Annotated in this window: 15 protein-coding genes; 8 read left to right on the top strand and 7 right to left on the bottom strand. The window is 43.5% G+C overall.

From position 1 onward, the window contains the following. Positions 1 to 101 precede the first annotated feature (101 nt). Entirely contained in the window at positions 102 to 590 is a 489-nt protein-coding gene (locus AY607_RS01920; RefSeq protein WP_064101596.1) for a hypothetical protein, read from the top strand. A gap of 288 nt (positions 591 to 878) precedes the next feature. Here the strand turns inward: AY607_RS01920 and AY607_RS01915 are convergent, their stop codons facing one another. The 4 genes from AY607_RS01915 to gatC form a co-directional block, all read right to left on the bottom strand. Further along, positions 879 to 2,246 carry a B12-binding domain-containing radical SAM protein gene (locus tag AY607_RS01915; RefSeq protein ID WP_064101595.1) on the bottom strand — a complete coding sequence of 456 codons (1,368 nt, stop codon included), beginning with the start codon at positions 2,244 to 2,246 and terminating at the stop codon, positions 879 to 881. A gap of 83 nt (positions 2,247 to 2,329) precedes the next feature. Further along, positions 2,330 to 3,811 carry an Asp-tRNA(Asn)/Glu-tRNA(Gln) amidotransferase subunit GatB gene (gatB, locus tag AY607_RS01910; protein WP_064101594.1) on the bottom strand — a complete coding sequence of 494 codons (1,482 nt, stop codon included), beginning with the start codon at positions 3,809 to 3,811 and terminating at the stop codon, positions 2,330 to 2,332. After that, positions 3,811 to 5,289: an Asp-tRNA(Asn)/Glu-tRNA(Gln) amidotransferase subunit GatA gene (gatA, locus tag AY607_RS01905; protein ID WP_064101593.1), complete on the bottom strand. Its 1,479-nt coding sequence runs from the start codon at positions 5,287 to 5,289 to the stop codon at positions 3,811 to 3,813. The genes gatB and gatA overlap by 1 nt, the downstream gene beginning before the upstream one ends. Positions 5,290 to 5,341: 52 nt before the next feature. Beyond that, entirely contained in the window at positions 5,342 to 5,656 is a 315-nt protein-coding gene (gene gatC / locus AY607_RS01900; protein ID WP_064095715.1) for an Asp-tRNA(Asn)/Glu-tRNA(Gln) amidotransferase subunit GatC, read from the bottom strand. Between the two features lie 132 nt (positions 5,657 to 5,788). Here gatC and AY607_RS01895 point away from each other — a divergent pair, with 132 nt between their 5' ends. The 6 genes from AY607_RS01895 to AY607_RS15005 all read left to right on the top strand — a co-directional run bounded on the left by AY607_RS01895 (position 5,789) and on the right by AY607_RS15005 (position 10,541). After that, positions 5,789 to 6,835, top strand: a complete 1,047-nt coding sequence (locus tag AY607_RS01895) for a rod shape-determining protein (RefSeq protein WP_064095714.1) — start codon at positions 5,789 to 5,791, stop codon at positions 6,833 to 6,835. A 16-nt stretch (positions 6,836 to 6,851) separates the two neighbouring features. Next, positions 6,852 to 7,709 (top strand): rod shape-determining protein MreC, encoded by an 858-nt coding sequence (gene mreC / locus AY607_RS01890; RefSeq protein ID WP_064101592.1) that lies wholly within the window; start codon positions 6,852 to 6,854, stop codon positions 7,707 to 7,709. Next, a complete protein-coding gene (gene mreD, locus AY607_RS01885) occupies positions 7,696 to 8,187 on the top strand; it encodes a rod shape-determining protein MreD (protein ID WP_064101591.1) in 492 nt (163 codons plus the stop codon). Before mreC ends, mreD begins: the two co-directional genes overlap by 14 nt. Continuing rightward, entirely contained in the window at positions 8,175 to 8,741 is a 567-nt protein-coding gene (locus AY607_RS01880; protein ID WP_064101590.1) for a Maf-like protein, read from the top strand. Before mreD ends, AY607_RS01880 begins: the two co-directional genes overlap by 13 nt. Positions 8,742 to 8,780: 39 nt before the next feature. Next, entirely contained in the window at positions 8,781 to 10,235 is a 1,455-nt protein-coding gene (gene rng / locus AY607_RS01875; RefSeq protein ID WP_064101589.1) for a ribonuclease G, read from the top strand. A 132-nt stretch (positions 10,236 to 10,367) separates the two neighbouring features. Beyond that, complete coding sequence (locus AY607_RS15005) at positions 10,368 to 10,541, top strand: PA1571 family protein (protein WP_171255259.1); 174 nt, start codon at positions 10,368 to 10,370, stop codon at positions 10,539 to 10,541. A gap of 208 nt (positions 10,542 to 10,749) precedes the next feature. Here the strand turns inward: AY607_RS15005 and AY607_RS01870 are convergent, their stop codons facing one another. Together AY607_RS01870 and AY607_RS01865 are read right to left on the bottom strand one after the other, a co-directional pair. Continuing rightward, complete coding sequence (locus tag AY607_RS01870) at positions 10,750 to 12,132, bottom strand: WS/DGAT/MGAT family O-acyltransferase (protein ID WP_064095709.1); 1,383 nt, start codon at positions 12,130 to 12,132, stop codon at positions 10,750 to 10,752. A 172-nt stretch (positions 12,133 to 12,304) separates the two neighbouring features. Further along, on the bottom strand, positions 12,305 to 13,039 hold the full coding sequence (locus tag AY607_RS01865; RefSeq protein WP_064101588.1) for a phosphoadenylyl-sulfate reductase: 735 nt from the start codon (positions 13,037 to 13,039) through the stop codon (positions 12,305 to 12,307). Positions 13,040 to 13,242: 203 nt separating this feature from the next. On the opposite strand from AY607_RS01865, the gene thrH reads away from it, so the two are divergent. Further along, positions 13,243 to 13,860, top strand: a complete 618-nt coding sequence (thrH, locus tag AY607_RS01860) for a bifunctional phosphoserine phosphatase/homoserine phosphotransferase ThrH (protein WP_004646225.1) — start codon at positions 13,243 to 13,245, stop codon at positions 13,858 to 13,860. Between the two features lie 60 nt (positions 13,861 to 13,920). On the opposite strand, the gene AY607_RS01855 is transcribed toward thrH, so the two are convergent. Further along, positions 13,921 to 15,117: an OmpP1/FadL family transporter gene (locus AY607_RS01855; protein ID WP_064101587.1), complete on the bottom strand. Its 1,197-nt coding sequence runs from the start codon at positions 15,115 to 15,117 to the stop codon at positions 13,921 to 13,923. Positions 15,118 to 15,403 lie beyond the last annotated feature (286 nt).

Genomic DNA, 15,403 nt, shown 5'->3' with positions numbered 1-15,403 from the left:
GATTTTAGGTTACAGAGTCATAACAGGCTTGCCTGCCTTTTACATGATACAAAGAAGCTGTTTTGTTTAAGCAGCTTGAGCTGATGAAAAGGGAAATGGATATGAATTTGAAAGGTTCATCTTGTCTTCGTGCAGTATTCTTGGCAACGACTTTGCTTGGGGCGACTCAGGTTGCAATAGCTGGCCCAACGGTGGATCAGCTCAGTGACTGTTTGATGAAATCCACCACAGCCACCGATAAAACGACAGTGTTGCAATGGACCTTTGTGGCATTGGGTAATCATCCCGACTTAAAGGCTTTTAGCAATGTGACCGCTACTCAAAAGGAAGCATTAGACAAGAATCTGGCCTCGGTGTTGCAGCGCATTTTAGTGGAGCAATGTTCAGCACAGACCAAAGCGGTGATTCAGGCGGAAGGTTTGCCGGCGGTGGGCGATAGTTTTCAGGCATTAGGTAGAGCTACAGGCGATGAAATTTTAAAGAATCCTGAAATCAATAATCAGCTCAAAGGTGTGCTGCGTTATATCGACTTAAATCGTGTTGCACAGACTTTTTTGACGCCAGATTTGTTGAATAAGTTGGGATTATGAACTGGGTACTTAATCACCTCGCCCTAACCCTCACTTGCGCTTCGTTTTAAAAGCAGTGCTTTAAAACTCGCTCAGGAGAGGGAACATCCATTACAAAATATATGGCGGTATTCAATTCGTAATGAAAGCTCCTTCTTCCATCGGGATGAGAATCCTCAAAATATATTTTGAGTTCGCAAGGGGGTGAGGGTGCTAACCACGCATAAAGAAGGGCTTTGAAAGTTGAATACGTCCTAAGTCTTCGAGCTTGTTGATAGAGGATACTTTTTTGATTATGGTTGTTATAATCTAATCGATAGAAAAACTTAAATCATTTTTGTCATTTACTGTTTCTAAATCTCTTAAAAAATTTTCGTATTTATAATTCCTTGGCAAATATGAAAATGACTTAAGGAAAAAGAAATCTTCTTGAGTCATAAATTTTTTACTCAATTGTCTTGATAGTTGAAGGGAATCTTCAAAATTAATTTCTGAACTTAAATTTAAATATTTAATACCTGTTGAGAAATGTGAGATAGAAGCACCAAGAGATTTTAATTCGTCTATATATGATGTTGTATCTTCGTCCCAACCATATATTGTTACTGGACCTACAGATACACCAGTAATATAAATTTTATGCTTCTCAAGCCACTCCTCGGTTTCTTTCAAGGTTCTCTTTGTCTCACCAGCATATAATAAAATATTAATTTTGACTTTGATCCCAAGATTAAAAGCTTTAACTATTAATTTAGAAGCTCTATCTAAATATTGTTGAGGATTTTTAGTTTTCTTCATTGATATCAGTTGTTGATGAGATGCACTTTCTAAACCTAAATCTAATACTGATAACCCCGCTTCAGATAGATGATCAAGATTTTCAGGTTTAATAGAGTCAATTCTTGCTTCAGTACGCCATCTAATTTTTAATCCTTCTTCTACTAATTTTTCTTTTAATTGAATTGACCATTTACGATTAGGTGTAAACATGGAAGTTTCAAAATAAGGAGTAATGTCATCAGATTTATTAAAGGAGATATAGTTTTTAATTTCTGCTATTAGTTCTACTACTGGTTTCAATGGGGTTAAGGGCTCATCCTTTTCTTGGCAAAAAGCACAACCTTTGCCACATCCACGAGATACTTCGAAACTAGGTTGATAGAGTTGACTGTCATGCAATAATTCATAGTTGAGTTGATAATGTGTCGATATTTTTTTTATGAAAAGCATACTGTATCTTGAAAGTACTTCAGGTAGTTTAACTTCTCCTAAGCCTGTCGTAATCTGATCGACTGGTGGAAGGTTCGCCTTAATATTCTGTGTAGAATTGCCAATTACCCAACGTCCCCCAACTATAATTTTTTGTTTAGGCTTAATTTGGTATATCAGTTTAATAAACTCTTGAGCCCATTCTAATGCATAAAAACTAGGTATAGATAAAAAAAGTGGATAATCTGATTTTAAAAAATTATATTTATCAAGGCAAATTTGAAGGGTTTGTTGAGGACTATCAAATAATCCTTGAATTTGTACTGCGGGAATATTTTGCTCTTTCAATAGGGTTGCTAGAGAAAGTAAGCCATAGTTTAAATAACGATGTTTTAAAGAAAATGGGGTTTTCTTTTTTCTAGTGATAGTTTGGCCTGCACTAATGCAAAAAAAGTAAGTATTTGACATATAATGGCTTTATGCTGATTTTTAATCAAGTGATTATATAAAAAAACCCGCTCTAAAGCGGGTTTTTTTCTAAACTAATCAGATCAACCAATTAATTTTTTCATTAATTCATTTACTTGTGCAGGGTTGGCTTTACCTTTTGCTGCTTTCATTACTTGACCAACAAGACCATTGAAAGCTTTCTCTTTACCAGATTTATACTCTTCAACCATCTTCTCGTTCGCAGCAAGCACGTCTTTAATGATTGCTTCAATTGCGCCTGTATCAGTTTCCTGTTTCAAGCCTTTCTCAGCAATAATTTCGTCCGCAGATTTGCCTTCTTCCCACATAAAGCCGAATACTTGCTTCGCGATCTTACCGTTAATCGTGTTGTCCACAATACGTGCGATCATTCCACCAAGTTTTTCTGCCGATACAGGAGATTCTTGAAGATCTAAGCCTGCTTTGTTGAGCGCCCCTGAGAATTCACCCATCACCCAGTTTGCCGCAATCTTACCTTGTGCAGGGCCACCAGCAGCAACGACGACTTCTTCGTAAAACTCTGACATTTCACGAGTAAGTGTAAGCACGTGAGCATCGTACTCAGTCACACCAAAGTCCGCTACAAAACGCGCACGACGTGCAGCAGGCAGCTCAGGCATGGTTGCTTTAATTGCTTCGATTTGCTCATCTGCAATCACTACAGGCAACAAGTCAGGGTCAGGGAAGTAGCGGTAATCGTTCGCTTCTTCTTTCGAACGCATCGAACGGGTTTCCATCTTCACAGGGTCGAAAAGACGCGTTTCCTGATCAATGGTGCCATCCCAGTCCAGAATTTCCATCTGACGCTCAATTTCAACATTGATCGCCTGTTCAATGAAACGGAATGAGTTCAGGTTTTTCAATTCACAACGTGTACCGAAGGGTTGACCCGGACGACGTAAAGACACGTTACAGTCACAACGGAACGAACCTTCCGCCATATTACCGTCGGAAATGCCTAACCAGCGCACAAGCGTGTGAATCGCTTTGATATAAGCAACCGCTTCTTCAACCGAACGCATATCTGGTTCAGAAACAATTTCAAGTAGTGGCGTACCGGCACGGTTTAAATCGATACCAGACATGCCTTCAAACTGGTCATGAATCGATTTGCCTGCATCTTCCTCTAAATGCGCACGGGTTACGCCAATGCGTTTAACCGTGCCATCTTCAAGCTGGATGTCGATATGACCCAAGCCCACAATCGGGTTGTCCATCTGGCTGATCTGATAGCCTTTTGGAGAATCCGGGTAGAAGTAGTTTTTACGCGCAAACACAGAAGCCTGGTCGATGTAAGCATCGATACCCAGACCAAAGCGAATCGCAAGATCAACCACTTCTTTGTTCAATACCGGCAATACGCCCGGCATAGCTAAATCAACCAGGCTGGCTTGGGTGTTTGGATCATTACCAAAAACAGTCGATGAACCTGAGAAAATTTTGGTATTGGTGGCAAGCTGAGTGTGAATCTCGATACCAATAACGACTTCCCAGCCATCAATCAGGTTGGATTTCGGTTTAGCCGATTTTTGAGCTTGAGCCATTATGCGTTCTCCTCAGCAATTGCAGCGCGTTGTGTATGCCAATCTGTGGCCTGTTGATACTGATGTACCACAGACAACAATTGAGATTCTGACCAGTAAGTACCAATCAGCTGTAAGCCAACTGGCAAGTTGTTCTGGTCAAAACCGACAGGCGCGTTAATCGCAGGAAGTCCTGCCAGGTTTACCGCAAGCGTATAAATATCGCCCAGGTACATTTCAACTGGCGTTAAATCCGCACCAATTTTATAGGCAGTCGTTGGCGCAGAAGGTGCTGCGATGACATCGACAGATTCAAATGCTTTGAGGAAATCTTGCTGGATCAGGCGGCGTACTTTCTGTGCTTTTACATAGTAAGCATCGTAATAACCTGCAGACAGGGCATACGTACCAATCAGGATACGGCGTTGCACTTCTGCACCAAATCCTTCTGAACGTGAACGCTTGTACAGGTCCATCAGGTCCACCGGGTTTTCTGCACGGTAGCCATAACGCACGCCGTCATAACGTGACAGATTCGAAGAGGCTTCAGCAGGCGCGATCAGATAGTAAGTCGGCACATAGCTTTCTGTCATATCGAGATCAATCTCAACCAGAATTGCGCCCATGTCTTCCAGTTTTTTTAAGGATTCTTCAACCCGTGCTTTTACGTCTGCATCCAGACCTTCCACATTGAAGTATTGCTTTGGAATACCGATGCGCAAACCTTTTACAGATGTGGCGTTCAGATTTGCCACATAGTCATCAACGTCTTTGTCCATTGAGGTTGAATCTTTGGCATCATGGCCGGCCATCACATTCATCAGGTAAGCACAGTCTTCTGCCGAACGTGCCATCGGACCGCCTTGATCCAGTGATGAGGCATAGGCAATCATACCGAAACGTGATACTCGGCCATAGGTCGGTTTAAGGCCGGTCAGGCCACAGAATGACGCAGGTTGACGGATAGAACCGCCGGTGTCAGTACCAGTTGCAAACGGAGCAAGATCGGCTGCTACAGCTGCTGCAGAGCCACCTGAAGAACCGCCAGGGACATGACCCAGGTTCCAAGGGTTAGCCGTTGCGCCGTAGTATGAGTTTTCAGAGGTCGAACCCATTGCGAATTCGTCCATGTTCACTTTACCTAAAGTGACCAGGCCCGCAGCTTTGCCTTTCGCTACTACGGTCGCATCGTAAGGAGAGATAAAATTGTCCAGCATTTTAGAACCGGCAGTGGTCTTGATGCCCTGGGTACAGAAAATGTCTTTGTGGGCAACTGGCACACCAGTCAGGGCAGAGGCATTACCAGATTTGATTGCAGCATCGGCAGCATCAGCTTCAGCCAATGCCTGTTCAGCAGTTACCGTCACATAAGCCTTGACCTGTGCATCAATTTTTGCAATGCGCTTTAAGTAGTGTTCAGTCAATTCGCGAGATGAAAACTGGGCATTTGCCAGACCTTCACTAAGTTCACGAATAGATAAGCGATGTAAATCTGTCATGAGAAATAATTCTTTACGTTTAATTTAATAAAAAGAATGAACTGGGTAGTAATTACTCAATCACGCGCGGTACGAGGTACAAGCCATCCTGAACAGCTGGTGCAACTGCTTGGTATTGCTCACGATGATTGGTTTCGGTAACCACGTCATCACGTAGCGGCTGAGGGTGGTCGAAAGGGCTTTTCAGGGGTTCAACACCATCGGTATTGATGCCTTTCAGGGTTTCCATCATGCCTAAAATTTTATTTAAACTTTGAGCATATTCAGCAGATTGCGTATCATTGAGAGATAACCGTGCAAGGTTGGCAATAGCTGAAACTGTTTCTGCACTTAAATCTGCAGAATGCTGTGCATCCGATGTAGACATAATATTACCTAATCAGTATTAAAAAAATTCAAATTATCATGCGTTATGATAAGCGATTGACTTGTCCAAATCATCACATTTAGTTAAAGTGGCCACCTTGCGTCCATATAAAGTTTAACTGAGAACGTCCCCGTGATTCTAAAACGACTAATAGGCTTGTTTTCGCCCGATCTTGCCATTGATTTAGGTACAGCAAATACACTTATTTATGCGCCAGGACGAGGCATTATATTAAATGAACCGACGGTTGTAGCCATCCGTCATAGTGGTTCACATAAAATTGTTGCGGCAGTCGGTCTTGAAGCGAAGCAAATGCTAGGTCGTACCCCAGCCAATATCTCAGCGATCCGTCCGATGAAAGACGGTGTGATTGCGGATTTTGAAGTCACTGAGACCATGCTGAATCAGTTCATTCGCAAAGTACATGAAAACCGTTTATTTACTCCGGCACCGCGTGTCGTGGTCTGTGTGCCATGTAAATCGACCCTGGTTGAGCGCCGTGCCATTCGTGAAGCCGTGTTTAATGCGGGCGCACGTGATGTGCGTTTAATCGAAGAGCCAATGGCAGCAGCGATTGGTGCAGGGATGCCAGTCGAGCAGGCTTGTGGTTCGATGGTGGTTGATGTGGGCGGTGGTACCACTGAAATTGCAATTATCTCGCTGCAGGGTTGTGTTTATGCCGATTCTTTACGTATTGGCGGTGATGTATTTGATGAGCAGATCATTAACTATGTGCGTAAAGCGCATGGCTGTGTGATCGGCGAAACCACGGCTGAAGTGATCAAAAAAGAAGTGGGTATGGCGTTGCCAGATGAAGGCGCTAAACCGCTTGAAATTGAAGTTCGTGGCCGTAACCTCGCAGAAGGTGTGCCTCGCGCAATCGTGGTTAATTCTGACGAAGTTACCCAAGCCATTTCTGATCCATTGCAAAATATCGTTGCTGCGGTGAAATCGGCACTAGAACACACGCCTCCTGAGCTTTCTTCGGACATTGCCGAACGCGGTATCGTGTTAACCGGTGGTGGTGCATTGCTGCGTAACCTGGACAAGCTGCTGGCTAAAGAAACCGGTTTGCCTGTTGTGGTTGCAGAAGATCCACTGTCTTGTGTGACACGCGGTGGCGGCAAGGTCCTCGAATTTTTCGACAACCCAAATCATGACATGTTATTCGTAGGCTAAGAAAAGGATCCGGCGGGTGCAAGCACATCTGTTTTCTCGACAACCGCCATCTTTTCGCTCTTTTATCATTGCATTGGTGACATGCCTGGTGGTGCTTTTCTTTGATTGGCGCATGCCACATGTTGTTCAACCTGCAAGGGATGTCTTGTACGCTGCTTATAATCCTATTTATGCGGTGGCCAGTTATCCGGTATTGTCGCGAGAGTGGTTAAATCAACAAACCAAGTCTGAAGCTCAGTTGCGCCGGGAAAATACCGCGATGCAGGCCGAGCTGTTACAGGCACAGGTACGCTTACAAAAAATCTCTGAACTTTCTGCCGAAAATACCCGTTTGCGCGGTCTATTGGACACACCGCTAATCATTGATGGACGTATCGAAATTGCGGAAGTGATTGGCACCGATGCCGATCCATTGCGGCATATTATCGTGATCAACCGGGGTGCTAAAAGCCAGCTAAAAGTCGGGCAAACGGTACTGGACGACAAGGGTATCATGGGACAGATTATCAATGTCTATCCGCATAGTAGCCGGGTCATGCTGCTGTCTGATAAAGAGCATTCACTGTCAGTGCGTCTGGAACGTACGGGCATGCGTGCCATTGTCTCGGGCACAGGTGATCTGGGACGTTTGAAAATGGAATATGTGCCGACCAGTGCCAATATCAAGGTCGGTGAAAAAGTCTATAGTTCGGGCTTGGGACAACATTTTCCGGCAGGTTATCTGGTGGGGCAGGTGTCTAAAGTACAACGGCATAATTCCGGAGAGTTTGCCCAGATTGATGTCACACCTGCCGCCCAGCTGGCCGGTGGACATCACGTGGTGGTGTTATTTTCCGATTCATTAGCGATGGAGCAACCGCATGTCAATCGCTAGGATGAAGTCTAGAAAGCATCGTGATCCTTTAATGGCTATTGTCATTTCGGTGATTGTAGCTTCCATTTTAATGGTCTATCCACTTTCCTATAATCTCTCGGGCTGGCGTCCGCTGTTCATGCTGATGATCATGCTATTCTGGGTGCTGTGCCAGCCAACCTGGTGCGGAATCTGGTTTGCCTTCGGCACCGGTATTTTTATGGATTTGCTGCTAGATGCCCCCTTGGGTCTGAATGCACTCAGCTTTATCATTATCGCCTTTTTAGCCCGTTTTCTGACCCGCGAACGCCGTATCCTGACCTTCAATAATCTCTGGGTGATTATGGGGCTGGCGATTGTGGCGTATTTGCTGATAATCTTTTTTGCCCAGATTATGGCCGGGATGCAATTTTCTTTTGCACGGCACTGGATTCCGATGCTCACCAGTATTCTGGTCTGGCCAGTAATTTATTATATGCTGAAAAAATGGCGCATATAGTTCTAGCTTCCAGCTCACCACGACGTCGCGAGTTGTTACAGCAACTCGGGCTACAATTTGATATTTATAGTCCAGAAATTGACGAATCGGTACAAGAGGGCGAGACAGTCGCTGCTTATGTCGAGCGTCTGGCACGAGCCAAAGCGGATGCCGTGGCCGAACGCTATCCGGATGCCATCATTATTGCTGCGGATACCAGTTTAGGGGTCGATCAGGAGATTTTGGGCAAACCTGAATCTAAAGGACATGCGATTGAAATATGGACAAAAATCTCTGGTCGATGGCATGATGTGTATAGTGGCGTCTGTGTTCGTACAAAGTGTGAAAAATACAGTATAGTGGTGCGTACACAGGTCGAATTTCAAATCCTGAGCGCTGCAGATATGGAAAGTTACTGGGCGACAGGTGAGCCTTTGGGTAAAGCCGGGGCTTATGCAATTCAAGGAATTGCTGCACGTTATATTCCAAAAATACAGGGCAGTTATTCCAATGTGGTGGGCTTGCCCTTATATGAAACAGTACAGTTATTACAGACGGTTAAGGCACTAAATTAACTGCTGAAAAAGAATTCTTATAATGTTTTGAGTGTATTTATGTCTGACGAGTTGTTGATTAACGTCACACCGATGGAATGTCGGGTCGCGTTAATTGAAAACGGCACGGTCAATGAACTGTTTGTCGAGCGTACCGCCAAGCGTGGTCTGGTAGGAAATGTCTATAAAGGAAAAGTGGTGCGGGTTTTACCCGGGATGCAGGCCGCTTTCGTAGATATCGGACTCTCGCGTACTGCATTTTTGCATATCAATGATATGGTCTGGCCACGCAATCAGCCAACCCCGAATGTTTTTGAGCTACTGCAACCGGGACAGACCCTCACTGTTCAGGTCATGAAGGATATGCTCGGTACCAAAGGCGCACGCCTGTCTACTGACCTGTCTATTCCTTCACGCTATTTGGTCTTGATGCCATATGGCAATCATATTGGGGTATCGCAACGGATTGAATCCGAAGAAGAGCGTAATCGTTTGCGTTCTATCATTGAGCGGATTCAGGTGGAGCACAAGCTGCCGGGCTCAGTGATTGTGCGTACTGCGGCAGAAGGGATTGAAGAAGAAGCCATCGCGCAGGATATGGCTTATCTGGCCAAACTCTGGGAATACATCCAGCGCAAGCAAAAGATTATTGCGGTACCTTCTTTGATTTTTGAAGAATTGCCTTTGCCGCAACGCGTCATTCGTGATCTGGCCAATGAAGAAACGGCCAAAATTTATGTAGACTCACGGGAGATTCATGCCAAGCTGCAGGAATTTGTCGAAGAATTCGTTCCGAACATGAAAAACCGTTTGCTGCATTATCCGGGGGAACGGCCAATTTTTGACCTGTATAATGTCGAAGAAGATCTGCAGAAGGCATTGCAAACCCGGGTTGCGCTCAAGTCTGGTGGCTATTTAATGATTGACCAGACCGAAGCCATGGCTACGATTGATGTCAATACTGGCTCTTATGTTGGTGGCCGTTCGCTGGAAGACACCGTCTTTAAAACCAATATGGAAGCGACGCAGGTTATCGCACGTCAGTTACGTTTGCGTAATCTCGGTGGCATTATCATCATTGATTTTATTGACATGCAGGAAGCGCAGCATCGTGAAGAAGTGATGAAACAGTTTGAACGTATGCTGGAACGTGATCATGCCAAAACCAAGATTACTCAGGTGTCAGAACTTGGCTTGGTGGAAATGACCCGGAAACGGACCCGTGAATCGCTGGAGCATCTGCTGTGTGAGTCTTGTCCGACCTGTCAGGGGCGGGGTTATGTTAAAACAGCCGAGTCAGTATGTTACGAAATATTCAGGGAAATTCTACGCTATGCCCGTGCTTATGAGTCACAGAGTGGCTTTACTGTTGTCGCGCATCCAGCTGTTATTGATCGCTTGTTAACAGTGGAAGCGCCGGCTGTCGCTGATCTGGAGCATTTTATTAATCGCGTGATTAAGTTCCAGGTGGAAAATCTCTATACGCAAGAGCAATACGATATCATTCTCAGCTGAAATTGTAACAGAATATCGTTAAACACTTGTTACATCTGAAATTTTACATCGGGGCCTTTATTTACAATACTAGATGCATGAATTAGCCAAAGCCGTTTCTCCCAGTTTCAGGCTTAGCAAAAGGAGTGTGTGATGAATATGAGTAAAGCAGTAATCAATAAAGGCCTAAAACACGTATTAGAACCAAAGACTGTACATGCAGGCTATATCGTAGATGAACGCGGTAATGAAGTTCAGATTACCGCAAGTATGATTCGTAGTGCCTGTCATCAATTACTGCAACAGTGCCGTACCATTAAAAGCTGATGATCTTGTTTTCGGTTTTCTAAGCGGGCAAAAATCATTTGAAGAGATTTTCTTCTACCTAGGAAAATCCTCCAAAAATTCTAAAAAAATCAGAAAGATTTAAAAAATAAAGAAAAGGGACCAATCTGGTCCCTTTATTCTTTGGCAAGGACTGGCAAAAATTATCATTCTCTTTGTCAGCCTGGCTATTTTATTTATTCATCTGCGGTTAGCTCACCGCCTGTAACTTTGGGGCGGGTTCGCCCTGTATAATGAATTCAAATCGTTGAATTTCTTCTTCAAGATGCGTTAGCAAATTCTGCATTTTCGGCAAGGCATTCCGACATGCGGTCAAGCCAACTTCCAGTTTGTCTAAATAGCTGGTCATGGTGATATTGAGTGCCTGACCATCGAGCACAATGGAGGCAGGATACAGCGCTTCAAGGCGCGCACCATTCCAGTAAAGTGGTTCTTGTGGTCCTGGCACATTGGAAATAATCACGTTAAAAGCCTGACGTGTCGGCATTAAACCGGATGCAATATTCAGACCTGCTGCACCATAAACAAAGGCACTATAGTTTAGAATCTGATTGGCATTCATACGTTTAAAGCGCTCTTTGGCACTGAGTACACTGCGACGTACGATCTTGAGCCGTTCCAGCGGGTCTTCTTTATGGGTACCCAGATTGGCCAGAATCATGGTAATACGGTTGGATATATCGGAATCATCACTGCGCAGCGAAGCCGGAACCATAGCAATTAACGGTTTTTTCGGCAGGGCATCTTGTGATAATAAATATTCACGTAATGCCCCAGAGCAAATGGCGAGGACAATGTCATTAATGGTCACGCCTAATGTCTTGGAAATATGGCGTAAACGTGAAAACTCAAAAGACTGGGCGGCAAAACGACGAGAAGCACTGACGCGTTGATTCAGAATACAGCTTGGCGCCTGAAAGCTGGACACATAATCTGGATTACGCCCCATATCTTTCATGACGGTTTGCGACAGCTCATAAGCGACTCGCGGCACGCATTCCAATTGTCCTTTAATGGCTTGCAAGACATTTTTAAAGCCATTCACTTTGGGTGCTTTCAGGCGTTTGGCACGTGGCCCTTCTACACACCACGGCGGTACAATACTCTTGGCATGGGGGTCAAATGAAAGTGATTTTTCTACCAGACGCATGCCGGCAATTCCATCCACCATGGCATGATGGATCTTGAAATACATGGCAAAACGGTTACCTTCAATACCTTCAATGATATGGCAGGTCCATAAAGGTTTGGCGCGATCAATCAGGGCACTATGTTCTTGTGAAATATAGGTGAGCAGTTCACGGATACGGCCCGGTTTTGGCAGCGCAATATGACGAAAATGATGATCTAAATCAAACTCTTGGTCTTCATCCCAAAATAATCCGTTTAAATAGTTGTTAAAAGGTGGAATAGGGGTAGATTTTGAATTTTGAATATCCCTCACCAGATTCTGAATAAAAGAAGTGGGTGCATTATCGGGAATCTGGAATAAAAATAGCCCACCTACATGCATAGGCTGCTGTCGTTTTTCTAAAGTCAAGAAAATAAGATCAATCGGGTGTAATGGACGCATAGCGTAAATTGCCTCACTGCAGTTTCTTCAGCTGCTCTGATCCGAACAACCTTGTTAGAATTATTAATATAGACATTACAAAGTATAGCGGTTTTGTCGTGGAAAGGTACTGATTTTTCTGTAGATGTTTCGTTTACAAAAAAACCACCGATGAGTCGGTGGTTATGCTAGATCACTTTTTCAAGTTGCCGGCATGCAGCCCGCATTCTTTGTGGGTGGCCTCTTCCCACCACCAGCGACCTTCACGTTCATGCTGATTTGGCAGGACAGGGCGGGTACAGGGTTCACAGCCAATTGAAACGAAACCTTTTTCATGCAGGGCATTATAAGGCACTTCCATCATGCGGATATAACTCCAGACATCAGCACTGGACCAGTTTGCCAGAGGATTGTATTTGATTAGCTGCTTTCCGGGACCGGAAAAACCTGGATCTGCCTGAACTACAGGAATTTCATTGCGTGTGCCCGGGCTTTGGTCTTTACGCTGACCGGTAATCCATCCGTCCAACGTGGCCAGCTTTTTACGTAGTGGCTGAACTTTGCGGATTCCACAACATTCCTGGTGACCATCCCGGTAAAAACTGAACAGGCCTTTTTCAGTAGTCAGTTGCTGGATAGCCTCAGTTTCCGGGAAACAGATCTCAATATCAATATTATAATGCTGACGAACCTTTTCAATAAACTGATAGGTTTCTGCATGTAAACGGCCAGTATCCAGACTGAATACCCGGAACGGCTTCCCCAGATGAGAGGCCATATCAATCAATACCACATCTTCGGCACCAGAAAATGAAATCGCGATTTCACCTTGCTGGCTCAGGGCAAGTGCCAAAATTTCATTAGGTGATTTGTCTGCATATTCGGAAGCAAGTGCATCGATACGATCAATAGTAGGAATAATGGTCATGAGAGTCCTGGCGATATAGGCTTGGAAAAGACATGGCCTATATAAATTAATTTCACCTCTATTTTAATAGAATTGATTAACCAGACTTATCACTAAAAAATAAATAGTTATGAAAAAAATAGATTTAAAAAAGTACGGTGCAAAATCTGTTTCTTCAGCTATCATAATGCAAATTTTTTCAATACAACTCAGAGGGGATGTTCATGGAAGTCGTATGTCTAGATTTAGAAGGCGTGTTGGTTCCAGAAATCTGGATTAACTTTGCAAAAAAAACCGGTATTAAAGAGCTTGAAGCGACGACTCGTGACATTCCTGACTATGATGTACTGATGACTCAACGTCTGAATATTTTAAAACAGCACGGTTTAGGCTTGAACGATATTCAGGAAGTGATTGCAGAAATGGGTCCTTTTCCAGGAGCAAAAGAATTTGTGAAATGGGTGAGCACACATTTTCAATTGATTATTCTTTCAGATACCTTCTATGAATTTGCACATCCACTGATGAAACAACTGGATTGGCCAACTATTTTCTGCCATAAACTGGAAACAGATGAAGCAGGAATGATCTCTGCTTATAAACTTCGTCAGCCGGACCAAAAACGTCAAGCGGTAAAAGCATTACATGGCTTGAACTTCCGTGTGATTGCAGCAGGCGATTCTTATAACGATACCACGATGCTAGGGGAAGCAGATCATGGTTTCTTATTTGATGCACCTGAAAACGTTATTGCCGAATTCCCGCAATTCCCGCCAATTCGTGGTTATGATGCCTTGAAAGAAGCGATTCGTAATGCATCTGTGCGTGATATTCCAGCTTAATGAATCAACTGTTAATAAAAAAGGCATCTAAGAGATGCCTTTTTTATGGGATTCGTTCAATTAGAAACGGTAACCAATTTTCATTGCATAAGCCATAGCAGTGTTATCTTTAAACTCGGCTACAATATTGTTAGCTGTTTGCGCATGTGCATCGCCTAACCACATATAGCGTACACCACCTTGTATAAAGGTTTGTGCGGTTGGGCTATATTGCGCGCCAACACCCAGACCCCAGTAACCTTTAGTAGGACCAAGAGTCGTAACCGGGTTACCTGCGCCAGTGTCATAGTTCACCATCGCCGTACCTGACCATTTTTCATTAAACTTACGGCCAACACCGACATTTGCAGACCATTGGTCATCGCTATAGCTGATCAAGTCTTGACCTAATTCGCCTAACATTTCTGGACTCACTGTAAATTGATCCCAGTGAACCCAACGGACATTGGCAAATGCAACGGTATTGGCTGCGATACCTGTTTGTAAGTCTAAATTTACAGATTGAGGGGTTGTTGCATTAACCGTGCTTTGTCTAAAGCCTTTAGTTGCATATATTGCTTTACGTGGATCTGTATCAGACATAAATGATGCATATATTGGCAGATTAGATGTTTCAGTCGATTTCGCATCATGTGAAATTTCAGAGCGATAGGTAATCGCTGCTTTTAATGCAATTTCTGGAATTTGATAGGCAAAACCCGCTAACCAGCCATAGGCTTCTTTGGTATCAACGTTAATGTTATAGCCTGTATTTTTATAGGCTGTACCACGCAATTTAATATCCGCTTCTACCGTTTGCCATACTGGGCCTGCGTAGAAATTCCAGTTTTGATTTGGCTGGTAACCAAATAAAGCAGTTAAATTCTCAGTTCTAACTTCAACACTGGTGCCTTCAGTTACTTTAAGCAATGGATGGGTTTCAGAAAAACTTGTGGTTTCTGTATTGTAAGTTGCATCTGCACCAAAAGGTTGGTCATAAATTAGACCTAAAGAAAGATGATCTGTTGCTTGTACTTTTAATGCAGCAGAAGGGAAATAGTAATCATCGCCCATATCGGAAATTTTTTGACCGCCCAATTGTGCGATCGCTTGACCTCGAACAGTTGGATCAATGACAGTAATGCCTGCTTCTGCATAATTACCAGGCTGTAAAAAAGCATGAATTGACTGACCAGAACGGTCTAGGCCAGCTGCTTGAACTGCTGAGAGGGAGAAAGTGCTAAGTAAAATAGCTGAAGAAATTTTAGTGAGCTTCATGGTACGGTCCCTGATGCCATCTGTAACAAAAATGTGCAGGAAAAGTAACATAAATTTAAAAAGAGTAAATACTCAGGTTCGCATGAGAAATGAACTGGAACGGTTAAATATAGGGATTGCTTAGAGTATTTATACTAGAATTTTAAGATTAAATAGATGAAAAATAACAAAATAAAAAAGATAAAAATTTCTATAGAAATGAAAGTGAGTAAAATATTGATTGGCGGTAAAATAAACAAATGCTATGCAAATGTATAAAATTAGGATTCAAACATAAAAAACCACC

It is taken from the genome of Acinetobacter sp. SFA (assembly GCF_001647535.1).
GTDB lineage: Bacteria > Pseudomonadota > Gammaproteobacteria > Pseudomonadales > Moraxellaceae > Acinetobacter > Acinetobacter pecorum.
Note: the sequence above shows the minus strand (reverse complement) of the source record. Positions and strands in the feature narration are given on the sequence as shown.